We start from the raw sequence: 22488 nt of genomic DNA, 5'->3' as shown, positions 1-22488 counted from the left end.
AATGATTGTGCGATGGCTGTTAGCCATGGTCTGCAAGATGGCCCATGATAAAATTTGTGATCTTATGCAAGAGCCGGTTACTGGCATCGTCCGGATGGGCTCAACGACAGTGAAAGAATCCGAGTTGAAAGCTAATGAATCGGCGCAGCAGGCGCCCGCGAAACTGATTATCGCATCCCGCGAAAGCCGCCTCGCCATGTGGCAGGCAGAGCACGTGCGCGCCCGACTCGCTGCATTATATCCGGAGTGCAGCGTCGAAATTCTAGGAATGACAACCCGCGGCGACCAGATCCTGGACCGCACCCTGTCCAAGGTCGGCGGCAAGGGCCTGTTCGTCAAGGAACTCGAGGTCGCGATGGCCGAGGGCCGCGCCGACCTGGCCGTGCATTCGCTCAAGGACGTGCCGATGGAATTGCCCGAGGGCTTCGAACTGGCCGCCGTGCTGGAGCGCGAGGATCCGCGCGACGCCTTCGTCTCCAACGACTACGCCAGCCTGGACGCGCTGCCGGCCGGCGCCGTGGTCGGCACCAGCAGCCTGCGCCGCCAGGCCCTGATCGCGGCCCGCTATCCGCACCTGGTGATCCAGCCGCTGCGCGGCAACCTGGACACCCGCCTTGGCAAGCTCGACCGTGGCGACTATGCGGCCATCATCCTGGCCGCGGCCGGCCTCAAGCGCCTCGGCCTGCCCGAGCGTATCCGCGCGCTGCTCGAACCCGAGTACAGCCTGCCGGCGGCCGGGCAGGGCGCGATGGCGATCGAGATCCTGAGCGGCCAGCGCAGCGACGGCGTCGACCTGCGCGCCGTGCTGGCGCCGCTGAACCACGAAGACACCGCCCACGCCGTCATGGCCGAGCGCAAGGTGTCGCGGATCTTCGGCGGAAGCTGCCAGATTCCGCTGGCGGCCTTCGCCCAGGTTGAGGGCGGCCAGATGCGCCTGCGCGCCATGGTCGCCACGCCGGACGGCAAGCGCGTCGCCCGCGGCGAAGTGTCCGGGGCGGCGGCCCAGCCCGAATTGCTGGGCGAGCAGGTGTCGAGGCTGCTGGCCGAGCAGGACGCCCATGCGATCCTCGAAGCCTGCAAGCAGGACGCCGGCGCGGATGCCTGACCCCGTCGTCATCACCCGTCCGCGCGCCCAGGCGGAACCGCTGGCCGAGGCCGTCGCGGCGCTGGGGCGTACGCCGGTCGTGCTGCCGCTGCTGGATATCGGCCCGGCGGACGATCCGGAGCGGCTGCGCGCGGTGATGGCGCAGCTTGCCGGGTTTGCGCTGGTGGCCTTCGTGTCGCCGAACGCGGTGGACGCGGCTTTTGCCCACGTCGAACACTGGCCGGACGGCGTGGCGCTGGCCGTCGTGGGCGAGGGCAGCCGGATGGCGCTGGCGCGCCATGGCGTGAATTCCGCCAACGCGACCATTTATTGCCCGGCCGAGCAGGATCCGAGCGATTCCGAACATTTGCTCAAGCAGCTGGACCTGGCCAGCCTGGCCGGGCGCCGGGTACTGATCGTGCGCGGCGACAGCGGCCGCGAGCTGCTGGCCGAGCATTTGCGCGCCGCCGGCGCCCAGGTGGACACCGTGGCCGCCTACCGGCGCAGTGTCCCATCTTTGACACCTGAGCTCGCCACACGGCTGGATGCCTTGCTGGCACGGCCAAACGACTGGATAATCACGAGCTCCGAAGCCCTGCGCGGACTGGTCGGGCTGGCCGGGCAGCTGGACCCTGTTGCCGGGCAGAATCGCCTGCGGGGACAGCACCTGATCGTGCCGCATGCACGGATTGCCGAAACGGCCCGGACGCTCGGCTTTGCCAGGATCACCCAGACCGGTTCTGGCGACGCAAGATTACTTGCCGCGTTACAATCACAAGAATGAACGAACTGCCCAATCATCCAGATCAAGCCCAGCCGTCCGGGACGCCGTCGACGAGTCTTCAAAAGACCGAGCCTGTCGCCGCGCCGCCGCGCGCGCACGGACGCAGCATTTTCGAGACCTTGCAGCAGCCGCTGCCGCTGGCCGTCACGGTACTGGCCGTGCTGCTGGCCGTGCAGACCATCTCCACGCACAGCCGCATCAACTCGCTGCGCAAGGACATGGCGCTGAGCCTGCAGAAGGGCAATGCCGTCAACGCCGAGACTGCCGCGCTGGCGCGCGAGGTGTCGGACCAGGCCAAGGACCTGCAGATCAAGGTCGGCGTGCTGGAAAGCCGCCAGAGCGAGGCCCAGAGCCAGCAGCTGGCCCTCGAGCAGCTCTACCAGGACCTGTCGAAGAACCGCGACGAGTGGGCGCTGTCGGAGATCGAACAGGTTCTCTCGACCGCCAGCCAGCAGCTGCAACTGGCCGGCAACGTGCAGGGCGCGCTGATCGCGCTGCAGAACGCCGACCGTTCGCTGTCGCGCTCGGACAAGCCGCAATTCCTGACCATCCGCCGCGCCATCGCCGCGGACATCGAGAAGCTCAAGGGCATGCCGGCGGTCGACATGGCCGGCGTCGCCCTGCGCCTCGACAACGTGATCGCCCAGGTCGATACGCTGCCGATGGTCTCGGACGAAAAGCCGCTGCTGCCGGCCGCCCCGGTGCGCGACAGCCGCAAGAAGCAAAAAGAGGCCCCGCCCGCGGCCCTGACCCTGGGCGAGCGCGTCGGCCAGACCTGGAGCAACTGGACCCAGGAGATGTGGGACGACCTGCGCCAGCTGATCCGCGTGCGCAGCGTCGAGAAGCCGGAAGCGCTGATGCTGTCGCCGGGCGAATCCTATTTCGTGCGCGAGAACCTCAAGCTGCGCCTGCTGAACGCCCGCCTGGCCCTGCTGTCGCGGAACGAAGCGACTTTCCGCGACGACCTGACGACGGCCCAGGAAACGCTGCTCAAGTATTTCGACACGCGCGCCCGCGCCACCCAGTCGGTGCAGGCCGCGCTGCGCCAGGTGCAGGCGAACAACCTGCAGATCGAGATGCCGACCCTGGCGGACAGCCTGAACGCCGTGCGCAACTACAAAGCGAAGCAATAAGCCATGCGTTTACTCCTCTGGTTAGTCGCGCTGATGGCCGCCGCCATCGGCATTGCCGTGACCGCGCGCTTCAATCCGGGCAATGTGGTGCTGTTCTATCCGCCGCACCGGATCGACATGTCGCTCAACCTGTTCGTGGTGCTGCTGATCCTCTTGTTCCTGGTGGTGTACGGCCTGGTGCGGGCGCTGAGCGCCACGCTCAGGATGCCGGAACGGGTGGCCGCCTACCGCCAGCGCAAGCGCGAGCGCGAAGGCAACAAGGGCTTGCGCGATGCGCTCAAGGCCTTGTTCGAAGGCCGCTTCGGCCACGCCGAGAAGGCCGCCATGCGCGCTGCGGAACTGCCCGAGAACGCCGGCCTGGCGGGCCTGATCGGCGCGCGCGCCGCGCACCGCATGCGCGAGCCGGCGCGCCGCGACGCCTGGCTGGCCGGGATTGCGCACGACGCTTCGATGAAGACCGCGCGCCTGATGACGGTGACCGAACTGCTGGTCGACGACCACCAGCCGGAGGCCGCGCTGGAAGCGGTGGCCGAGCTGAACGCCAGCGGGCAGCGCCACATCCATGCGCTGCAATGGGCGATGAAGGCGAACCAGCAGGCGCGCAACTGGCCCGAGGTGCTGCGCCTGGTGCGCATCCTCGACAAGCGCAAGGCCCTGCACCCGGCGCTCTCCAGCCGCCTGCGCGAGCTGGCCTACGAGGCCCTGCTGGGCGAGCCGGGCCACGACGCCGAATCGATCCGCCGCGTGTGGTCGACGGTGCCGGCGGCGGACCGCTGCATTCCTTATATCGCGGCGCGCGCGGCGACCGCCTTCAATACGCGCGGCCTGCACGACGAGGCGCGCGCCATTGCCGAGGATGCGCTCAAGGCCAACTGGGACGAACGCGTGGTGCGCGCCTACCGCGACGCCGCCGGTCCTTCCGGTTCGCCCTCGCTGCTGGCCCAGATCGAAAGCTGCGAAACCTGGCTCAAGCAGCGTCCGACCGACCCGGAACTGGCGCTGACCCTGGGCTCGCTGTGCCTCAAGCAGAAACTCTGGGGCAAGGCGCAGCGCTACCTGGAGCAGGCCTTGTCGGACGCGACCGAGGCGCCGATGGTGCGCGAGGCGCACCTGAAGCTGGCCCAGATGCACGAGGCGCTGGGGCAGGAGCAGGAGGCGGCGAACCACTACCGCCAGTGCGCGCTGGCGAGCATCCTCTAAACGGACGCGGCCTTCGGGCCGCTTTTTTTTCGTCCGCGATCCGGCGACTCCCCCAAACTCGCACCTTTGCCTGTGTTGCACCGCACAGGCGAGACCCGTTTCGCTATAATGACGAACCATTATTGATTCTTCAGCAACCAAGGACTATTCCATGAGCTTGAACAATGTTCCAGCCGGCAAAGATGTGCCGAACGACTTCAACGTCATCATCGAAATCCCGATGAACGCCGACCCGGTCAAGTACGAGGTCGACAAGGACAGCGGCGCGATCTTCGTCGACCGCTTCATGGGCACCGCGATGCACTACCCGTGCAACTACGGCTACGTGCCGCAAACCATCGCCGACGACGGCGATCCGTGCGACGTGCTGGTCATCACCCCGTTCCCGCTGCCGCCGGGCGTGGTGGTGCGCTGCCGCGCGCTGGGCGTGCTGAAGATGACCGACGACGGTGGCGGCGATGCGAAAGTGATCGCCGTGCCGGTCGAGAAGGTCCTGCCGATGTACAAGAAGATCCAGAAGCTGGACGACCTGGAAGAGCTGCGCCTGCAGCAGATCCAGCACTTCTTCGAGCACTACAAGGACCTGGAGCCGGGCAAGTGGGTCAAGATCGAAGGCTGGGCCGATGCGGAAGCCGCCAAGGCCGAGATCACCAACGGCGTCGCTGCATTCAAGCAGAAGAGCCAGGCGTAAGTTCGCTCCGTGCCGTACAGAAGGCCGGCGTCCCTCGGGGCGGCCGGCCTTTTTTCATGGCCCTGGTGTCTTTGCCCGAATACGCGCGGCCGGGCGCCGGGCGAAAGCCAGCAGCGCGGCGCCGCCCGTGATCAGCAGCCATGCCAGCGCGTCGTCCGCGCCGGTGCGCTCCGCACGCAGGACATCCATGTCCAAGGCGAGACAGGGCTGGACCCCGGCGCCGGCCTTGACTGGCTCGCTGCCGGCGAAGATGCTGTGGCTGTCCGCATGCCTGTCGGCCAGCAGGACCGGCATGGCATGTGCATTTATGGGTGAGAAAGCGGCCGCGGCGAGGACGGCTGCCGCCAGGTGGAGGAGTGCTTGATGCATGGACGACTCCGCGTAGGGCCAAGCCATGATTGGACGAGTGCCGTTCCCATGTTAGTGGCGAGAAGGCGGACAGCGCCGGACTATGCGCAAACGCTGTGGCGGAACCGTCTGCCGGCGGCGCGGTCGCCTGGCGGGCACAAAAAAAGCCTCCCGAAGGAGGCTTGAACGACAGAAGAAACGGCGCGCTAGCGCCGCGCCGCCAGGTAGCTGCGCAGCCTCAGCTTGCCCACGATCCCGATCGGGAAGAAGTAGATCGACAGCACGAACAGCACGCCCAGCCACAGCATCCAGCGGTCCGGGTGCAGGGCGGCGGCCAGCACCGGCACGCCTTCCAGCGCGCTCGAGCCGTGCGCCATCAGCTCCTTCAGGTAGTTCTGGGCGATGATGAACAGCGCCGCGCCCACCACCGCGCCGTACATGGTGCCCATGCCGCCGATCACGACGATCAGGAGGATGTCGGTCATCACCTCGAAGCCCAGCGAGGTCTTGGGACCCACGTAGCGCAGCCACAGCGCCATCAGCGCGCCGGCCAGCGCCGCCACCAGCGCCGCGAAGCAGTTGGCCCAGATGCGGTAGACCATGGTGCGGTAGCCCAGCGCCTCGGCGCGGAACTCGTTCTCGCGCACCGCCTGCAGCACGCGGCCGAAGGGCGAGTTCACCAGGCGCAGCAGGAACAGGAAGAGCAGCAGGCAGCCGAAGAACACCAGGTAATAGGTGAGCAGCTTGCCGTCGATCGAGCGTCCGAAGACTTCGTCCTCCACCAGCTGGAAGCCGGGCGACAGCACTTCCGGCACGCTGAAGGTGACGCCGTCCTCGCCGCCGGTAATGTCCGACAGCTGCGAGGCCAGCACCGCGAACGAGGAGGCGACGGCCAGGGTGATCATGGCATAGAAGATGGCGCGCACGCGCAGGGCGAACAGGCCGACGACCAGGGCCAGCGCGAGCGCCAGCAGCAGGGCCAGGCCCAGGCCGCCGAGGGCGGCGCTCCAGGTGGGCTCGTCGACCCGCGACAGCCCGATGCCGATGCCGTAGGCGCCTATCCCGTAGAACATCGTGTGGGCGAAGGACACGATGCCGGTATAGCCGAGCAGCAGGTCGTAGGACGCCACCAGCACGATGTAGACGCAGATCGTGGCCGCTGTATTGAGCGGACGCGCTCCCGAGGTCAGGAAGGGGGCGAAGGCCAGTCCCAGGAAGATCAGGAGCAGGACGGCGGACAGCGCGCGGCTGCGCGGCTTGTCGCCGGAAAGAAGGCGGTAGAGCATGGTCAACCCCGCATTTTCGAATAGAGACCGGCCGGACGCCACAGCAGGACGGCGATCATCAGGATGATGTTCGACACCAGCGCGACCTTGGGCGCCAGGAAGCCGGCGTAGTTGGCCACCAGGGCCATCAGGAGGGCGCCGATGAAGCAGCCGCCCACCGAGCCGAGGCCGCCGATGATGATGACGATGAAGATCATGACCATCATCTCGCCGCCCATCGCAGCCGACAGGGTTTCCTTGTACAGGCCCCACAGCACGCCGCCCAGGCCGGCCAGCGCCGAGCCGGCCGCGAACACCGCCACGAACAGGCGGCGGATGCGGTAGCCGAGGGCTTCGACCATCTCGCCGTTCTCGACGCCGGCGCGGATCAGCAGGCCGATCTTGGTGCGGTTCAGAGTCAGGAACATGGCCACGAACACCACCAGGCCGACCACCACGGCCACCAGGCGGTACTTCTCGATGGCGGCGTCGCCCATCAGGATCGCCCCGCGCAGGGCGGTCGGCAGTGGCAGGGCGATGGTCTCGGCGCCCCAGATCACGTGGATCAGCTGTTCGGCCACGATCATGCCGCCCATGGTGATCAGGATCTGCTTCAGGTGCTGGCCGTAGACCGGCTTGATGATGAGGCGCTCGAAGGCCCAGCCCATCAGGGCGGTGGCCAGCATCGCCACCGTCACCGCCAGCGCCAGCACGCCGAGGTTGATCAACAGGGAGTCCATCTCGAGCCAGCCGCGCATCGGCAGCAGCACCAGGGTGGCGGTGAAGGCGCCGACCGAGACGAAGGCGCCATGGCCGAAGTTCAGCACGCTCATCAGGCCGAAGACCAGGGTCAGGCCGCTGGCCATGATGAAGATCATCATGCCCATCGCCAGGCCGGCGACGGTCAGGGTGACCCAGGTGGGGAAGCTGCCGCAGAAGGGCAGCGCGGCCAGCATCAGCGCCGGCACCAGCAGCAGCGGTGCGATGTCGCGTTTGGCGGCCGGCAGCGCGGTGTCGGCGGGCGGGGCGGCCGGGGTGGCAACAGGGAGGGATGCGCTCATGGAGTGTCCTATTGGTGGGAGTCGAGCGAGAGGCCCAGCAGTCGCTGCTGCAGCGTCTCGTCGTCGGCCAGTTCCGCCATCGAGCCGGCGTGCACGACGCGGCCGTCGTCCATCACGCTGACCGTGTCGCCGAGCGTGCGCACGAAGTTGAAGTTCTGCTCGACCAGCAGGATGGTGGTGTCGGTTTCCTTCAGCTCGCGGAAGGCCGCCATCAGGCTTTGCACGATGGCCGGCGCCAGGCCCTTGGTCGGTTCGTCGACCAGCAGGAGCTTGCGCGGCTCGACGATCGCGCGGGCGATCGCCACCATCTGCTTCTGTCCGCCGGAGAGATTCCCCGCCGGGTAGTTCCAGAACTTCTTCAGGGCCGGGAAGAAGCCGCAGATCCAGTCCACGCGCGCCTGGTCCAGCGGGCCGCTGCGCGCCGCCAGGTGCAGGTTCTCGCGCACGGTCAGGTCGGAGAACACGGCCATGCTTTCCGGGACATAGGCGATGCCGGCGCGCGCGATGTCGGGCGTGGCCATCTTCGTGATGTCCTTGCCGTCGAAGCGGATGCTGCCGCTGCTGGCCTTCCACAGGCCCATGATGGTGCGCAGGGTGGTGGTCTTGCCGGCGCCGTTGCGGCCCAGCAGGATGGACAGGCCGCCGCGCGGCACCACCAGGTCCACGCCCTGCAGGATGTGGTACTGGCCGATGTGGGTATGCACGCCGGACAGCGTCAGCAGGGGTTCACCGCCGGGCGCCGCAGGTTTAAGCATGTTGGGGTTCGGATGTTCCAAGATAGGCTTCCTGTACGATCTTCGATTGCATCACTTCGACGGGCTTGCCGTCCGCGACCAGGGTGCCGTTCACCAGCACGACGATGCGGTCCGCCAGCTGGCGCACCACGTCCATCTTGTGCTCGACCAGGAGCACGGTCTTGTTGCGCTCATCCTTTACCTTCTGGATCAGGTCGAGCACCACCGGCACCTCGTCCACGCTCATGCCGGCGGTGGGTTCGTCGAACATCATGATCTCGGGCTCCAGCGCCAGCAGGATCGCCACTTCCAGCTTGCGCTGGTCGCCGTGCGACAGGGCGCCCACGTGCATGTCGCGCCGGCCCATGAGGGACACGCGTTCCAGGTAGTGCTCGGCGCGCGCGACCAGCTCCTTGTGGCTGGACCAGATCGAGAAGAAGTTCAGGCCCATGCCAGCGCGGCTCTGCACCGCCAGGCGCACGTTCTCGATCACCGTCAGGTTGGGGAACAGGTTGGTCAGCTGGAAGGCGCGGCCGATGCCCATGCGGGTGCGGCGCGCGGGCCCGGCGCGGGTGACATCGACGCCCTTGACGAATACCTTGCCCGCGCTGGCGGGCAGCTGGCCGGACACCAGGTTGAAGTAGGTCGTCTTGCCGGCGCCATTGGGACCGACGATCACGGTCAGGGTGCCGGGGTAGAAATCGGCCGTCACCGCGTTCACCGCGACGTGGCCGCCGAAGCGGATCGTCAGGTCGCGGGTGGACAAGGAGGGCTGCACAGCGGGCTGCGAAACGAACGAGCTCATGTCAGCGCTTGTTCCGCACCGGCAGAGGCATCTCGGAAGCCGGGATCTCGCGCACCAGTTCCAGCAGGTCCCACTCGTTCTTCTGGTCCTTCTTGATGCGGAAGTGGTACATCGGCTGGATCGCCTGGTGGTCTTCCTTGCGGAAGCTCATCGTGCCTTTCGGGGTCTCGAAGCTCATGCCCTCCATCGCGGCCGCCATCTGGTCGCCGTTGCCGTTCGGGGCCTTGGACAGGGCCGTGTAGACGGCGCTGGCCGCGGCCATGCCGCCGGCGGTGAACATGTCGGGCGGGGCCTTGAAGCGCTTGGTGTGCTCGGCCACCAGCCAGTCGTTCATCTTGTTCTTCGGGAAGGCGTAGTAGTAATAAATGGTGCCTTCGGTGCCGGCGTAGCTCTTCCAGGTCTTCATCACCGGCAGGATGTTGCCGCCCGGGGCCAGGGCGATGCCGTAGCGCTGCGGCTGCATGTCGGCGATCTTGTTCATCGGGTTCGGGCCGGCCCAGACGATGGCCAGAACGCGCGGCTGCGGCTTGTCCTTGAGCGCGTCGAACAGGCGCTGGGTCGAGGCGGTGAAGTCGGTGGTGGTCATGGGCGCGTATTCCTCGTGCACCACCTTGGCCTTGCTGCCGGTGGCCGCCAGGGCTTCCTTGCCGGCCTTGATGGCGTCGCGGCCGAAGGCATAGTCCTGGGCCAGGAAGCCGACGCTGCCCGACTTCAGGGTGGAGGCGGCGGCCAGCGCGTCCTGCATCGAGCTGCGCGCGGTGCGGAAGATGTATTTATTCCACTTGTCGCCGGTGATGGCGTCGGCCACGGCCGGTTCCACGATCAGCACCTTGCGGTATTCCTTGGCGACCGGGAGCATCGCCAGCGCCGAGCCGGACGAGGTGGTGCCGACCGCGATGTCCACCTTGTCGTCGCCATAGGCTTCGGCCAGCAGGGTGCGGCCCAGGTCCGGCTTGCTCTGGTCGTCCTTGACGATCACCTTGATCTTGCGGCCGTTGATCTCCATCTTGCCGCCGGTGAGGTACTCGAGGCCCATCATGAAGCCGGTCTCGGTCTCCTTGGCGTAGGCTTCCAGCGCGCCGGTCTTGCCCGCGATGAGGGCGACCTTCAGGTCCTTGCCCTGGGCCAGGACCGTCGGCGCGGCGGTGGCGGCGAAGGCGGCCACGATGGCGACGGCGAGGGGTTTGATCAGGTGGTTCATGCTTGTCTCCTTGTTCTGTCTCAGGGTACCTGGGCCAGGAAGGCGCGGATGGCATCCAGCGCCTCGGGCTCGGTCAGCATCGGCGCGTGGCCGACATTCGGTACTTCCACATACTGCAGCTCCGGGGCGGCCTTGCGCATCCAGACCGCCTGTTCGGGTTCGACCAGGTCCGACAGCGTACCGCGCACCAGCAGGGTGGGGCGGCGCCGCGCCAGGCGCCGGAAGGCCATACGCGCCGCCAGCGAGGTCGGGGGAAGTTTACCCGTTTGCAGGGCGTGCGCAATGTTCGGATCGTAGCGTGGGCTCAACAAGCCGTCGTCGCGCTGCTCGAAGGCGCGGCGCGCCCACTTGTCCCACTCGTCGTCGGAGTTGGCGGGGAAGGCGCAGAGATTGATGTCGCGTACATGGCTGGCGGCCTCGGGCCAGGAAGCGACGGCGGCGGACTTGCCGGCATAGCCGGCGATGCGGTCCAGGCCGCGCGGCGACATGACCGGGCCGATGTCGTTGATGATGGCGGCGGCGATCAGGTCCAGGCGGCGCGCCGCCAGGGTCATGGTGATCAGGCCGCCCATCGAGGTGCCGATGAAGACGGCGCGCGCGATGCCCAGGTCGTTCATCAGCTTGATGATGTCGCCGGCGTAGACCATGGGCGAGTAGTTGGCCGGGTTGGGGTCGCGCGCCGAGTGGCCGCGGCCGCGCACGTCGACGGCGATCACGCGCCGGCCCAGGGCCGCGATCACCGGCGCGACTTCGTCGAAGTCGGACGAATTGCGGGTCAGGCCGTGGATGCAGATCACCGGCAGCCGGGCCGGGCCTGGCGCGGCCCCGGGGCTGGCGGTGGCTGCATAGTCGCGTGCGTACAGCGCCAGCCCGTCGCCGCTCGTATAGCTGATTGGTGTGTAGGTGGACACGCTGGCTTATCCTGTTGGTTCGATTGGGTAATGGCAGTCCCCGCGGCACTAGGCCGCATAGCTAGCCCTCGAACCGTCGTTCCGGCGAAGGCCGGAACCTAAGTTTGTATGCGCCGTCGAAACGCCGAACTTGGGTCCCGGCCTGCGCCGGGACGACGGTTGATGCCAACGCAGGGAGCGACTGGAACGCCGCGCCGCCTTAGAAACGGTACTCGACAGTCGCCGACACCGTGCGCGGGTTGCCGTAGAAGGCCGTCAGCGTGCCCTCGTTGCCCAGGGTCGGGAACAGGTAGCCGGCGGTCTTGTAGCGGGTGTCGCCCAGGTTCTTGCCGTGCAGGCCGGCGCGGATCTTGCCGTCGGTGCGGGTCCAGACGATGCTGGCGTCCCAGATGCGGTAGGACTCCTGGTCCAGCAGCGAACGGGTCTCGAACTGCGCGGTGGAGCCCTTGTACGACCAGCTGCCGATCAGCGAGAGCTTGCCGCTGTGCGGGCCGACCGGCAGGTCGAAGTCGTAGTTGGCGCGCAGGTTGGCGGAGTTCTTCGGGGTGTTCTGGAAGGTGCGCTGGCCCGCCACGTTCACGCCGGCGACGATGTACTCCTTGTACTCGGCGTCGATGTAGCTGTACATGCCTGCAATCATGAAGTTGCGGGTCAGATTGGCGATGGCTTCCAGTTCCAGGCCCTTGATCTTGGCCTTGCCGGCGTTGGTGGTCACGCCGGCGAAGCTGTCGTCGCGGCCGTCGCCGTTGGTGTCGATCGCCACCGAGCCCGGGATCTGCACGTCCTGGTAGTCGCTGTAGAACACGGCGGCGTTGGTGGTGATGCGGCCGCCGTTGAAGGCCGACTTCAGGCCCAGTTCGTAGGTCTCGATGGTTTCCGGCGCATAGCCCGCGCGCGCGGTCGACAGCGGGATGCGGGTGCCGACCACGTTCAGGCGCGGGTCGAAGCCGCCGCCCTTGAAGCCTTCCGAGTAGGAGGCGTAGACGTTGTGGTCCTGGTTCATCTTCCAGTTCACGGCAACGCGCGGGGTAAACTTCTTGTCTTCGCGCTCGAGCACGCCGCCACGCAGGTCGGTATCGGTGCGGAACAGGATCGCGCTCGGGTTGCCCAGCTGCGGCGAGCCGCCCAGGCCGAAGTAGATCTGGCGCAGGATCTCGGCTTCGCGCTTGTCGACCGTGTAGCGGCCGCCCAGCGATACGCTCAGGGCGTCGGTGAAGTTGTAGCTGCCGTCGGCGTAGACTGCCCAGGCCTTGGTGTCGATGTCGCCCATCGTGTAGGTCGAGGACGGGAAGGCGCCGGCCAGGATGGTGTCGAAGTGGTTGAAGGCGTTGGCGTCCATGAAGTAGACGCCGGCCACGCCCTGTACGCGCTCGCCCGTGTAGGTCAGGTTGAATTCCTGGCTGAACTGCTTGTTCTTGTACAGGGCCGGCACTTCCATGTCGACCACCGGCAGGGCGTCGAAGTCGATCGGGGCGTAGGAACGGTCCTTGCGCGCGGCGGTGATCGATTTCAGGGTCCAGGTGGGGTTGATGGTGTATTCGACGGTGGCCGAGACGCCGTAGGCCTTGACGTCCTGGTCGTGGCCCAGGGCCTTGGTCAGGTTGCCGCGGGTGTCGAATTCGTTCGACAGGATCGGGGCGCCGCTGGTGCGGCCGACGATCAGGCGGTGGCCGTTCTTCGGGTTCGAATCGTCCTGGGTGATGTCGCCGGCGATGCGGATGAACAGATCCTGGTTCGGGGTGAACTCGGCCGACAGGCGGGCCGCGGTGACGTCCTTGTCGTAGTTGCCCTTGCCGGTGAACAGGTTGGTGCCGAAGCCGTCGCGCTTGAAGCGGGCGAAGGTGCCGCCGATGCGCGCGGTGTCGGTCAGCGGGGTGCTGGCGGTGACCACGACTTCGCGCTGGTCGTAGTTGCCGACGGTGGCGCGCAGGCGCACGTCGCGCTTCGGACCGAGCTTGCGGGTCACGTACTTGACCGCGCCGCCGATGGTGTTGCGGCCGTACAGGGTGCCCTGCGGGCCGCGCAGGACTTCGATGCGCTCGACGTCGTAGATGTCCGCCACCGCGGCTTGCGGGCGGGCCAGGTAGATGTCGTCGACGTAGATGCCGACGCCGGACTCGAAGCCGGCCAGCGGGTCGGCCTGGCCGACGCCGCGGATGAAGGCGGTCAGGGTGGAATTGGTGGCGCGCGAAGCCTTGAGCGTGGTGTTCGGCAGGGCCAGGGCGAGGGCGGTCACGTCCGGCACGGCCTGTTTGGAGAGCTGGTCTGCCGAGAAGGCGGTGACCGACACCGGCACGTCCTGCAGGGTCTCCTCGCGGCGGCGCGCGGTGACGACCACCTTGGCCGGCGCGGCTTCCTCGGTCGGCGAGGCGGCCGGGGCGCCGGCGGAGGTCTGGGCGTGGGCCGCACCGATACCGCCGCCGGAGACGGCGAGCACGGCGATGGCGGACTGGGTCAGCAGGCTCAGTTTCTTCTTGGTCAGACGCATTCTTGTCTCCTTGTTTTTTGTAGGCATGCGTTCAAGATTTCGCATGCCCAGCAGTGTGCCTCGGTTGGGTTTGGTTGAATAGCTAACAATCGCCCACCCCTTTGTGCGTAAATGCACAGCCCGCTATGCTGCTTCAGTGCAAATATGTACAAGGTGGTTTCGCCAGGCTGTCAGTGCGCAGGCAGCGTGTTTACAGAGCGCACTTGCCCTAAGGAATAGCCCAAAAGCACTAACTTGGCCCGGCGATGAGGGAGGTCGACGAAAGGATTGCAGGGGGAATGTGCACTAGTGCACAATATGTCATCTTGATATCGGACAACTACCCATGAATACGCTGCCCGAGTGGACCGACCTGCGATTCTTCCTGGAGCTGGCCCGCGCCGGCACCTTGTCCGGCGCCTCGCGGCGCCTCGAGGTCGAGCACACCACGGTGGCGCGGCGCATCGACCGGCTCGAGACCCAGCTCGGGGCCACCCTGTTCGACCGCAGCCGCGAAGGCTACGAGCTGACCGAGGTCGGGCTGGCCCTGCTGCCGCATGCCGAGGCGATGGAAGGCGCGGCCCTGGCCGCGGCCGAGCAGATCGGCGGGGCGGAGGTGGCGGCGGCCGGCGTGGTGCGCCTGGGCGTGCCCGAAGTGTTCGGGGTGCGGGTGGTGGCGCCGCTGCTGGCCGGGCTGCTGGAGCAGCACCCGGACCTGTCGATCGACCTGCTGGCGCTGCCGCGCTTCGCCAACCTGGCCAACCGCGAAGCCGATCTCGGGGTCATGCTGGATCCGCCGACCACCGGCCGCTACGTGGTCACGCGGCTGGCGTCCTTCCGCTTCTACCTGTACGCGGCGCCGTCCTACCTGGCGCGCCATCCGGCCATCAGGCAGCAGTCCGACCTGGCGCGCCACGACTTCGTCGACTACGTCCAGGACCGGCTGGCCAGCCGCGAGCTGTCCTACCTGAACGAACTGGGATTCACCCCGCGCCGGCGCATGTGCTGCTCGGGCATGACGGCGCAGATCGAGGCGGCCTCGCTGGGCATGGGCCTGATGATGGCGCCGCCCTACGCGGTGCCGGACGACGGGCGCCTGGTGCCGGTGCTGCCCGGCTTCTTCGCCGAGCGCTCGTTCTGGCTGGCCGCGCCGACCGACCTGTACCGCCTGCGGCGCGTGAAGGTGGTGTGGGACCTGCTGCGCGAGCTGGCCGACAACAATCCTTCGCTGTGGTGGCACAACGGCGATATCGACAACGTGGTGCAGGCGGCCAGCCAGGGCGCGCGCGCGTGATTCGTTCCAACTAACCAGAGTCTCTTCACCATGCGCAGCCAGATCAGCGACGAGATCACCTTCCGCAAGCTCGAAATCCTGCTCGCCTACATGGAGGGCGGGAACCTGAACGCGGCCGCGCGGCTGCTCGACATCAGCGCCGTCAGCGTGCACCGCGCCCTGCATTCGCTGGAAGAGAGCATGAGCTGCCAGCTGTTCAGCCTCCAGGGCCGCAACCTGATCCCGAACGAGGCGGCCCAGGTGCTGGCCGACGTCAGCCGCGAAGTGATCAAGCTGATGGCGGACGGCATCGCCGCCACGCGCTCGGCGGCCGGCTACTCGGCCGACCACCTCAAGATCGGCTCGCTGTACTCGCTCACCACCGGCACCATCCCCGAAGTCATCATCGGCATCAAGCTGCGCAAGCCCGAACTGCAGACCGAGCTGGTGCTGGGCTCGAACGCCGACCTGCTGCACAAGCTCAAGCAGAACGCCATCGACGCCGCCCTGATCGCATTGCCCGATCCCGATCCCGACGTCGAATCGATTCCGCTGTTCGAGGACGAGATCTACTTCGCGGCGCCCAAGGGTTCGCCCTATGCGGATGTCAAGGACATCGACCTGCGCGACTGCGCCGGCGAGAAGTTCGTGGGACTGAGCGAAGGCTTCATCACCTTCCAGGGCTTCCAGGAAGCCTTCCGCATCGCCGGCTTCACGCCCACCGTCGTCACGCGGGTGGGCGACATCTTCTCGCTGATGAACCTGGTGGGGGCGGGGATCGGCTACACCCTGCTGCCGGGCCGGGTGCGCAACGTGTTCGGCGACAAGCTGCAGTTGATTCCGCTCAGGCAGGAATACCTGATGCGCCAGACCATCGGGCTGAGCTTCCTGCGGGTGCGCGAGCGCGATCCGAACCTGCTGGCGCTGGCGGCGGTGTGCCGCATGCTCAAGCACGGGTGATGCGAACGTTTCGCTCACAGTAAACGTCCCACGGTCCGCGTAATTGATCTGCGCCCGATTCGCGGCTACCTTATAAAAACCACAAAAAAGAGCATGCCCTCCACCGGAGAGGCATATATTCGGAGACGTTTCACCGGCCCGCTAGTGCGGCGCCACTTGGCGAAGGAGCACCCTCGTGTCCTCTCATATGATTTCCATTTACGTGCTGGCCCTGATGTTCATCATTGCCACCGTCCTGCCCATCAACATGGGCGTTCTCGCATTCGTCGGCGCCTTCCTGGTCGGCACCCTGGCCGCCGGGATGACGGCCAAGGGCATCCTGGCCGGCTTCCCGGCCGAACTCTTCCTGACCCTGGTCGGCATCACCTTCCTGTTCGCCCAGGCCCAGAACAACGGCACCATCGACTGGCTGGTGCGCCTCGCCGTACGGGCGGTCGGCGGCAGGATTGCCGCGATTCCCTGGGTGATGTTCGCCATTACCGCGATGCTGACCGCCATGGGCGCCGTCAGCCCGGCGGCGGTGGCGATCATCGCCCCGATCGCCCTCGGCTTCGCCGTCAAGCACAACATCAGCCCGCTGATGATGGGCCTGATGGTGATCCACGGCGCGCAGGGCGGCGGCTTCTCGCCGATCAGCATCTATGGCGGCATCACCAACAAGATCGTGCAGAAGGCCGGCCTGCCGCTGTCCGAGATGACGACCGCGCTGGTCAGCCTGGGCTTCAACTTCGCGGTATGCGTGGTGCTGTTCTGCCTGATGGGCGGCCTGCGCCTGATGCGCGAGGGCCGCCCGGCCGCCCGTGGCGGCGCCATGCCGGCGATGCCTTTCGGCGCCCAGGTGGCCGTGGCCGCCCAGGGCCCGCAGATCTACGGCGATGCCGAAGCCGAGGCATCGAGCGAAGAACAGCTCACCCGCCAGCGCTCGGCCGACTCGCTGGCCGCCGTCAACACCGCAGGCGGGTCCGGTACGGCCGCCCTGGCCAAGGCCGAAGACCATGCCGGCCCGACCTTCCAGCAACTGGCGACCGTGGTCGGCCTGCTGGCCCTGGGCGTGCTGACCCTGATGTACAAGCTGGACATCGGCTTCGTCGCCGTCTGCATCGGCCTGGTGCTGTCGCTGATGGCGCCGCAGGTGCAGAAACGCGCCATCGGCCAGGTGTCCTGGCCCGAGATCATGCTGATCGTCGGCGTCAGCACCTATGTGGGTGTGATGCAGAAGATGGGCACCATCGACTTCGTCGGCACCAGCGTGGCCAGCCTGACCTCGCCGCTGGTGGTGGCGCTGCTGCTGCTCTTCGTCGGCGCCATCGTGTCCGCCTTCGCCTCGTCGACCGCGGTGCTGGGATCCCTGATTCCGCTGGCGGTGCCCTTCCTGCAGAGCGGCACCGGCGTCGATCCGATCGGCTTCATCGCCGCGATGGCGGTCGCATCGACCATCGTCGACGTCAGCCCCTTCTCCACCAACGGAGCACTGGTGCTGGCCAGCGCGCAAGGCATCGACCGCGACGTCTTCCTGCGCCAGCTGATGATCTATGGCGGTATCGTCACCGTGGCCGCACCGGTCCTGGTGTGGCTGCTGTTCGTCGTGCTCTAAACAGGCACGGCCATTTTTCGGGAAACGCTATGCAAGACGCACAACGCCGCTGGGATACACAGCAAACCAACCGCAGCGCACGTCTCGACCGGGCCAGGAACGCCCTCGGGAACGACCTGCAGGGCAAGATCGTGGGAGCCAACCGCATCGTCGATCTCCTTCACGCCGTGCTGGAATGCGGCGACCGTGTCTGCCTGGAGGGGAACAACCAGAAGCAGGCCGACTTCCTCGGCAAGGCGCTGACCAAGCTGGACCCGAACCGCATCAACAACCTGCACATGCTGTTGTCGGTGCTGTCCCTTCCCGAACACCTGGACGTGTTCGAGAAGGGCATCGGCTCGCGCCTGGACTTCTCCTTCTCCGGGCCGCAAGCCGGCCGCCTGGCCAAGCTGGCCCAGGCGGGCAAGCTGAATATCGGGGCGATCCACACCTACCTCGAGCTGTTCGGCCGCTACTTCGTCGACCTCACGCCGCGCATCGCGCTGGTGGCGGCCGAGATGGCGGACCGCGAGGGCAACCTGTACACCGGCCCGAACACCGAGGACACGCCGGCCATCGTGGAGGCCACGGCCTTCAAGAGCGGCATCGTGATCGTCCAGGTGAACAAGGTCGTCGACAAGCTGCCGCGCGTGGACATCCCGGCCGACTGGGTCGAGTTCGTGGTGCAGTCGCCCACGCCTTACTACATCGAGCCGCTGTTCACCCGCGATCCGGCCCAGATCTCCGAGATCCAGGTCCTGATGGCGATGATGGCCATCAAGGGCATCTACGCGGAATACCAGGTCGACCGCCTGAACCACGGCATCGGCTTCGACACGGCCGCCATCGAGCTGCTGCTGCCGACCTACGCGGCGGAACTGGGCCTGAAAGGGAAGATTGCCCGCCACTGGGCGCTCAACCCGCACCCGGCGCTGATCCCGGCCATCGAGGCGGGCTTCGTCGAGTCGGTGCATTCCTTCGGTTCCGAGCTGGGCATGGAGAACTATATCCGCGCCCGGCCCGACGTCTTCTTCGTGGGGCCGGACGGATCGATGCGCAGCAACCGCGCCTTCTCCCAGGCAGCCGGCCACTACGCCTGCGACATGTTCATCGGCTCCACCCTGCAGATCGACTTGCAGGGCAATTCCTCGACCGCGACCCTGGGCCGGATTTCCGGCTTCGGCGGCGCACCCAACATGGGCGCCGACGCGCGCGGCCGGCGCCACCCGAGCGCGGCCTGGCTGAAAGCGGGCCAGCAGGCAAAGGACGGGCGAAATGCGGGGCGCAACACCATCCCGCGCGGCCAGAAGCTCGTGGTGCAGATGGTCGAGACCTTCCGCGAGCACATGGCCCCCGCCTTCGTCGAAAAGCTGGATGCCTGGCAGCTGGCCGAGCAGGCCGGCATGGCGATCCCGCCGGTGATGATCTACGGCGACGACGTGACCCACATCCTGACCGAGGAAGGCATCGCCAACCTGCTGCTGTGCCGCAGCGACGAGGAGCGCGAACAGGCGATCCGCGGCGTGGCCGGCTACACGCCGGTGGGCATGGGACGCGACAAGCGCATGGTAGAGAACCTGCGCGACCGCGGCGTGATCCGGCGCGCCGAAGACCTGGGCATCGACAAGCGCATGGCCACCCGCGACCTGCTGGCCGCCAAGAACATGAAAGGCCTGGTGCGCGCTTCCGGAGGGCTGTACGATCCACCGAAGCGCTTCAGGAACTGGTGAGGAAACCACGATGGAAACATTGAACTATCGCTTCGAGCAGGGCAATCGGCCCCTGAGCAGCATGCCCCAGCTGGTGGGCGTGGTCAGCTCGGGCAACCTGGAAGTCCTGATCGAGCCGGCCCAGCTGGGCGGCGCCTGCGAAATCGAAGTGCACACCGCCGCCGTCGGCTTCGGCGCGACCTGGCAGGCGGTGATGGCCGACTTCCATGCGCGCTGGGGCCTGGCGGACGCGCGCATCTGCATCAACGACATGGGCGCCACCCCGGCGGTGGTCAGCCTGCGCCTGGACCAGGCGGTGGAGTCGGCAACGGGAGGCCAGCCATGAGCAGCTATCTGGAACTGAGCGCGCGCCAGCGCATCCCGGCGATCTTCGACGCCGGCAGCTTCGAGGAATTCCTGCCGCCCGCCGCGCGCGTCACCAGTCCGCACCTGTCGCAGCTGAATGCCCCGGTGTCCTTCGACGACGGCGTTTTGGTCGGCAAAGGAAAGCTCGGCGGGCACACCGTGTTCGGCGCGGCCCAGGAGGGCGGCTTCATGGGCGGCGCGGTGGGCGAAGTCCATGGCGCCAAGCTGGTGGGCATGCTGCGCCGCGCGATCGACGAGCAGGCGCACGCGGTCGTGCTGCTGCTCGAATCGGGCGGCGTGCGCCTGCACGAAGCCAACGCCGGCCTGATCGCGGTGTCCGAAGTGATGCGCGCGATCCTGGACGTGCGCGCGGCCGGCATCCCGGTGATCAGCGTGGTGGGCGGATCGAACGGCTGCTTCGGCGGCATGGGCATCGCTGCGCGCTGCGCCAACACGGTGATCATGTCGGAAGAAGGGCGGCTCGCCATGTCCGGCCCCGAGGTGATCGAGACCGCCAACGGCGTCGAGGAATTCGACGCCCGCGACCGCGCCCTGGTGTGGCGCACGACCGGCGGCAAGCACCGCTACCTGATGGGCGACTGCCAGGCCCTGGTGCCGGACGACGTGGCCGCCTTCCGCGCCGCGGCGCTGGACGCCATCGAACAGGTGCGCGGCAGCGGCGCCGAGCTGACCCTGGACGACCTGCTGGCCGAGCAGGAGATGCTGTCGCGCCGCATCCAGGATGCGGACGGACTGCGCGATCCGATGGACGTGTGGAAGCAGCTCGGCATTCCCGATCCAGCCGCCGTGCCGGTGCTGGAACCGGAAGCCTTCCTGGCGCTGGCCGCGCAGATCAAAGGAGTACGATGATGGACTGGCAAACTTTGGCGGCGCAGCTGTTCCCTGCTGGCCACGATATCGTGGAGCGCGACAACTTCCTGTCCGGCTGCGCCCAGGTGGACGGGCAGGCGGTCGACGTGATCGGCACCACCGAGCACGCGCCGATCGGCATCGAGATCGCCCTGGCCCAGGCCAGGGCGGTTCTGCGCACGGTGCAGTCGCATCCAGGCCGGCCGATCGTGATCCTGATCGACACCCAGGGGCAGCGCCTGCGCCACCGCGATGAAATGTTGGGCATCAACAGCTACATGGCCCACCTGGGCAAGTGCATCGACCTGGCGCGGCGCAAGGGCCACACGGTGGTCGGCCTGGTGTACGACCAGGCGCTGTCCGGCGGTTTCATCACCAGCGGCCTGATCGCCAACGCCTGCTTCGCGCTGCCGGAAGCGACCATTCGCGTGATGGGCCTGCCGGCGATGGCGCGCATCACCAAGGTGCCGGAAGAGCGCCTGACCGAACTGGCCAAGGACAATCCGGTGTTCGCGCCGGGCGCCCACAACTACCTGCGCATGGGGGGGCTGCACGGACTGTGGGAAGGCGACCTGGCCGGCGCGCTGGCCATGGCCCTGCAGGTCAGCCGTCCGGAAGACCGCCGCATGGAGCTCGGCCGCGAGCGCGGCGGGCGCCTGCTGGCCCAGCCGGTGGCGGACGCGGTGCGCCGAGGCAGCGATGTTCGCCCGGCATGACCTGGTCTGGCTGACCGCGCGCGGCTGGGAACAAGTCCTGGCCGCCATGCCGCAGGAGCAGTCCGGGGCGCTGGACGCGTGGTCGCGCGCCGGCTGGCCGGCCGTGGTGCGGCGCGACGAAGTGGAGCAGGCGCCGGACCAGCTGTCGGTCGGCTTCGCGCTGCCGCCGCGTCCCCTTGATGGCGTCAAGGTGAGGGTGGCCGCACGGGTCGCCATCGCCGACGTGGCGCGCCACGCGGCGCCGCTGCCGCTGGTGGCCGCGATGGACGCCGTGCCCGAGCGCTGGCGCGCCGGGCTGGCGGCGCTGGAGCAGGAAGCGACCGCCCACGGCTTCGTGCTGGGGGCCTACGGTTCGGTGGCGCTGCAGGCGATTACCGGGCAAGCTTATCTCAAGGAGAGTTCGGATATCGACCTCCTGCTGCGCCCCTTGAATACGGCGCACCTGCGCGACGGGCTCGCGCTGCTGGCCCGGCACGCCGAGGTGCTGCCGCTGGACGGCGAAATCGTCTTTCCCGACGGCCGCGCGGTAGCCTGGAAGGAGCTGCACGCGGCCATGGACGGCGTGCGCGGCACCCGCGTGCTGGCCAAGGAAATGGGGCGGATCTCGCTTTCCCTGGTGAGCGAGTTGCTTGCCACGCTGGAGGAAACGGAATGCCTGATTTGACAACCGAGCTGATTGTAGAACGTCCGGGATCGCGGACCGATGAGCGCTTCGCCGGGCGCATTGCGCGCCTCGCGGTACGCAGCCTGTACGCCGAGCTGGCCCTGTATCCGAAACCGGGCCTGGTCTCGCTGGTCGACAACGGCAGCCACGACGACATGAACGCGGAGACCTTCCTGCGCAGCCTGTTCTCGCTGCGCCGCTACTTCCGCGACATCTGCGAGGCCGGCATGCAGGACGCGCCTTTCCAGGTGCTCAAGCGCCTGGGCATCGCGGCCGAAAAACGCATGCTGCGCGCGACCGGGGGCATCAATACCCACCGCGGCGCCATCTTCTGCGTCGGCTTGCTGTGCGCCGCCATCGGCCGCTGCCAGGCGCGCGGCATCCTGCTGTCGCCCGAGGCGATCCGCGCGGTGCTGCTGGAGCGCTGGGGCCAGGCCCTGTTCGCCCATACGGCCGACGGCAACGTGGCCTCGCACGGCACCCAGGTGGTGCTGCGCTATGCCGCCAGCGGCGCAAGGGAAGAAGCCGCGCACGGATTGCCGTCGGTGTTCGAGGTCGGCCTGCCGGCGCTGTGCCGCACCCTGGCGGCGGGCCGCAGCATGCGCCTGGCGCGGGTCGACGCGCTGTTTTCACTAATGGCGCGGGTCAGCGACACCAATGTCTATCACCGGGG

At 67.5% G+C, this 22488-nt stretch carries 22 protein-coding genes; 14 read left to right on the top strand and 8 right to left on the bottom strand.

Annotation, left to right across the window (positions count from 1 at the left end):
- Positions 1 to 94: 94 nt before the first annotated feature.
- From hemC to ppa, 5 genes are all read left to right on the top strand, one after another.
- On the top strand, positions 95 to 1105 hold the full coding sequence (gene hemC / locus J8847_RS18880) for a hydroxymethylbilane synthase (RefSeq protein WP_211526257.1): 1011 nt from the start codon (positions 95 to 97) through the stop codon (positions 1103 to 1105).
- The gene (locus J8847_RS18875; protein WP_211526256.1) at positions 1098 to 1868 is read left to right on the top strand and encodes a uroporphyrinogen-III synthase; all 771 of its coding nucleotides are present in this window, start codon (positions 1098 to 1100) and stop codon (positions 1866 to 1868) included. The genes hemC and J8847_RS18875 overlap by 8 nt, the downstream gene beginning before the upstream one ends.
- Positions 1865 to 3001, top strand: coding sequence for a uroporphyrinogen-III C-methyltransferase (locus J8847_RS18870; protein WP_211526255.1), 1137 nt, complete (start codon positions 1865 to 1867; stop codon positions 2999 to 3001). Before J8847_RS18875 ends, J8847_RS18870 begins: the two co-directional genes overlap by 4 nt.
- A 3-nt stretch (positions 3002 to 3004) precedes the next feature.
- On the top strand, positions 3005 to 4201 hold the full coding sequence (locus tag J8847_RS18865) for a heme biosynthesis protein HemY (RefSeq protein WP_211526254.1): 1197 nt from the start codon (positions 3005 to 3007) through the stop codon (positions 4199 to 4201).
- Positions 4202 to 4352: 151 nt separating this feature from the next.
- Positions 4353 to 4892 carry an inorganic diphosphatase gene (gene ppa / locus J8847_RS18860; RefSeq protein ID WP_211526253.1) on the top strand — a complete coding sequence of 180 codons (540 nt, stop codon included), beginning with the start codon at positions 4353 to 4355 and terminating at the stop codon, positions 4890 to 4892.
- A 54-nt stretch (positions 4893 to 4946) separates the two neighbouring features.
- Here ppa and J8847_RS18855 read toward each other — a convergent pair whose 3' ends face one another.
- The 8 genes from J8847_RS18855 to J8847_RS18820 all read right to left on the bottom strand — a co-directional run bounded on the left by J8847_RS18855 (position 4947) and on the right by J8847_RS18820 (position 13705).
- Complete coding sequence (locus tag J8847_RS18855) at positions 4947 to 5261, bottom strand: hypothetical protein (RefSeq protein ID WP_211526252.1); 315 nt, start codon at positions 5259 to 5261, stop codon at positions 4947 to 4949.
- A 185-nt stretch (positions 5262 to 5446) separates the two neighbouring features.
- Positions 5447 to 6526, bottom strand: coding sequence for a branched-chain amino acid ABC transporter permease (locus J8847_RS18850; protein WP_211526251.1), 1080 nt, complete (start codon positions 6524 to 6526; stop codon positions 5447 to 5449).
- 2 nt (positions 6527 to 6528) lie between these two features.
- Entirely contained in the window at positions 6529 to 7566 is a 1038-nt protein-coding gene (locus J8847_RS18845; protein WP_211526250.1) for a branched-chain amino acid ABC transporter permease, read from the bottom strand.
- A gap of 8 nt (positions 7567 to 7574) precedes the next feature.
- The gene (locus J8847_RS18840) at positions 7575 to 8321 is read right to left on the bottom strand and encodes an ABC transporter ATP-binding protein (RefSeq protein WP_211526249.1); all 747 of its coding nucleotides are present in this window, start codon (positions 8319 to 8321) and stop codon (positions 7575 to 7577) included.
- Entirely contained in the window at positions 8314 to 9105 is a 792-nt protein-coding gene (locus J8847_RS18835) for an ABC transporter ATP-binding protein (RefSeq protein WP_211526248.1), read from the bottom strand. Before J8847_RS18835 ends, J8847_RS18840 begins: the two co-directional genes overlap by 8 nt.
- Position 9106: 1 nt before the next feature.
- Positions 9107 to 10306, bottom strand: coding sequence for a substrate-binding domain-containing protein (locus J8847_RS18830; RefSeq protein WP_211526247.1), 1200 nt, complete (start codon positions 10304 to 10306; stop codon positions 9107 to 9109).
- Positions 10307 to 10326: 20 nt separating this feature from the next.
- On the bottom strand, positions 10327 to 11217 hold the full coding sequence (locus J8847_RS18825) for an alpha/beta fold hydrolase (protein WP_211526246.1): 891 nt from the start codon (positions 11215 to 11217) through the stop codon (positions 10327 to 10329).
- A gap of 199 nt (positions 11218 to 11416) precedes the next feature.
- The gene (locus tag J8847_RS18820) at positions 11417 to 13705 is read right to left on the bottom strand and encodes a TonB-dependent receptor (protein WP_211526245.1); all 2289 of its coding nucleotides are present in this window, start codon (positions 13703 to 13705) and stop codon (positions 11417 to 11419) included.
- 325 nt (positions 13706 to 14030) lie between these two features.
- Here J8847_RS18820 and J8847_RS18815 point away from each other — a divergent pair, with 325 nt between their 5' ends.
- The 9 genes from J8847_RS18815 to J8847_RS18775 form a co-directional block, all read left to right on the top strand.
- The gene (locus J8847_RS18815) at positions 14031 to 14978 is read left to right on the top strand and encodes a LysR family transcriptional regulator (protein WP_211526244.1); all 948 of its coding nucleotides are present in this window, start codon (positions 14031 to 14033) and stop codon (positions 14976 to 14978) included.
- A 30-nt stretch (positions 14979 to 15008) separates the two neighbouring features.
- A complete protein-coding gene (locus tag J8847_RS18810; RefSeq protein ID WP_211526243.1) occupies positions 15009 to 15917 on the top strand; it encodes a LysR family transcriptional regulator in 909 nt (302 codons plus the stop codon).
- A 175-nt stretch (positions 15918 to 16092) separates the two neighbouring features.
- Positions 16093 to 17511 carry an SLC13 family permease gene (locus tag J8847_RS18805; protein ID WP_211526242.1) on the top strand — a complete coding sequence of 473 codons (1419 nt, stop codon included), beginning with the start codon at positions 16093 to 16095 and terminating at the stop codon, positions 17509 to 17511.
- Positions 17512 to 17540: 29 nt separating this feature from the next.
- Positions 17541 to 19220 (top strand): malonate decarboxylase subunit alpha, encoded by a 1680-nt coding sequence (gene mdcA, locus J8847_RS18800; RefSeq protein ID WP_211526241.1) that lies wholly within the window; start codon positions 17541 to 17543, stop codon positions 19218 to 19220.
- A gap of 10 nt (positions 19221 to 19230) precedes the next feature.
- Positions 19231 to 19545: a malonate decarboxylase acyl carrier protein gene (gene mdcC, locus J8847_RS18795; RefSeq protein ID WP_211526240.1), complete on the top strand. Its 315-nt coding sequence runs from the start codon at positions 19231 to 19233 to the stop codon at positions 19543 to 19545.
- Positions 19542 to 20435 carry a biotin-independent malonate decarboxylase subunit beta gene (locus J8847_RS18790; RefSeq protein ID WP_211526239.1) on the top strand — a complete coding sequence of 298 codons (894 nt, stop codon included), beginning with the start codon at positions 19542 to 19544 and terminating at the stop codon, positions 20433 to 20435. Before mdcC ends, J8847_RS18790 begins: the two co-directional genes overlap by 4 nt.
- Complete coding sequence (locus J8847_RS18785) at positions 20435 to 21151, top strand: biotin-independent malonate decarboxylase subunit gamma (RefSeq protein ID WP_211526271.1); 717 nt, start codon at positions 20435 to 20437, stop codon at positions 21149 to 21151. Before J8847_RS18790 ends, J8847_RS18785 begins: the two co-directional genes overlap by 1 nt.
- On the top strand, positions 21135 to 21815 hold the full coding sequence (mdcG, locus tag J8847_RS18780; protein ID WP_229513023.1) for a malonate decarboxylase holo-[acyl-carrier-protein] synthase: 681 nt from the start codon (positions 21135 to 21137) through the stop codon (positions 21813 to 21815). Before J8847_RS18785 ends, mdcG begins: the two co-directional genes overlap by 17 nt.
- On the top strand, positions 21803 to 22488 hold a 686-nt coding region (locus tag J8847_RS18775; protein ID WP_211526238.1), incomplete at its 3' end, for a triphosphoribosyl-dephospho-CoA synthase. The genes mdcG and J8847_RS18775, both read left to right, overlap by 13 nt.

Origin of the sequence: Massilia sp. AB1 (genome assembly GCF_018119385.1) — a bacterium.
Lineage (GTDB): Bacteria > Pseudomonadota > Gammaproteobacteria > Burkholderiales > Burkholderiaceae_D > Telluria.
The sequence above is the reverse complement of the archived record's forward strand: the minus strand, read 5'-3'. Positions and strand labels throughout refer to the sequence as shown.

Bases quoted from the DNA above. Each gene is read 5' to 3' on its own strand.
- hemC (WP_211526257.1), top strand. From the start codon at position 95: ATGGGCTCAACGACAGTGAAAGAATCCGAGTTGAAAGCTAATGAATCG.
- J8847_RS18875 (WP_211526256.1), top strand. From the start codon at position 1,098: ATGCCTGACCCCGTCGTCATCACCCGTCCGCGCGCCCAGGCGGAACCG.
- J8847_RS18870 (WP_211526255.1), top strand. From the start codon at position 1,865: ATGAACGAACTGCCCAATCATCCAGATCAAGCCCAGCCGTCCGGGACG.
- J8847_RS18865 (WP_211526254.1), top strand. From the start codon at position 3,005: ATGCGTTTACTCCTCTGGTTAGTCGCGCTGATGGCCGCCGCCATCGGC.
- ppa (WP_211526253.1), top strand. From the start codon at position 4,353: ATGAGCTTGAACAATGTTCCAGCCGGCAAAGATGTGCCGAACGACTTC.
- J8847_RS18855 (WP_211526252.1), bottom strand. From the start codon at position 5,261: ATGCATCAAGCACTCCTCCACCTGGCGGCAGCCGTCCTCGCCGCGGCC.
- J8847_RS18850 (WP_211526251.1), bottom strand. From the start codon at position 6,526: ATGCTCTACCGCCTTCTTTCCGGCGACAAGCCGCGCAGCCGCGCGCTG.
- J8847_RS18845 (WP_211526250.1), bottom strand. From the start codon at position 7,566: ATGAGCGCATCCCTCCCTGTTGCCACCCCGGCCGCCCCGCCCGCCGAC.
- J8847_RS18840 (WP_211526249.1), bottom strand. From the start codon at position 8,321: ATGCTTAAACCTGCGGCGCCCGGCGGTGAACCCCTGCTGACGCTGTCC.
- J8847_RS18835 (WP_211526248.1), bottom strand. From the start codon at position 9,105: ATGAGCTCGTTCGTTTCGCAGCCCGCTGTGCAGCCCTCCTTGTCCACC.
- J8847_RS18830 (WP_211526247.1), bottom strand. From the start codon at position 10,306: ATGAACCACCTGATCAAACCCCTCGCCGTCGCCATCGTGGCCGCCTTC.
- J8847_RS18820 (WP_211526245.1), bottom strand. From the start codon at position 13,705: ATGCGTCTGACCAAGAAGAAACTGAGCCTGCTGACCCAGTCCGCCATC.
- J8847_RS18815 (WP_211526244.1), top strand. From the start codon at position 14,031: ATGAATACGCTGCCCGAGTGGACCGACCTGCGATTCTTCCTGGAGCTG.
- J8847_RS18810 (WP_211526243.1), top strand. From the start codon at position 15,009: ATGCGCAGCCAGATCAGCGACGAGATCACCTTCCGCAAGCTCGAAATC.
- mdcA (WP_211526241.1), top strand. From the start codon at position 17,541: ATGCAAGACGCACAACGCCGCTGGGATACACAGCAAACCAACCGCAGC.
- mdcC (WP_211526240.1), top strand. From the start codon at position 19,231: ATGGAAACATTGAACTATCGCTTCGAGCAGGGCAATCGGCCCCTGAGC.
- J8847_RS18790 (WP_211526239.1), top strand. From the start codon at position 19,542: ATGAGCAGCTATCTGGAACTGAGCGCGCGCCAGCGCATCCCGGCGATC.
- J8847_RS18785 (WP_211526271.1), top strand. From the start codon at position 20,435: ATGGACTGGCAAACTTTGGCGGCGCAGCTGTTCCCTGCTGGCCACGAT.
- mdcG (WP_229513023.1), top strand. From the start codon at position 21,135: ATGTTCGCCCGGCATGACCTGGTCTGGCTGACCGCGCGCGGCTGGGAA.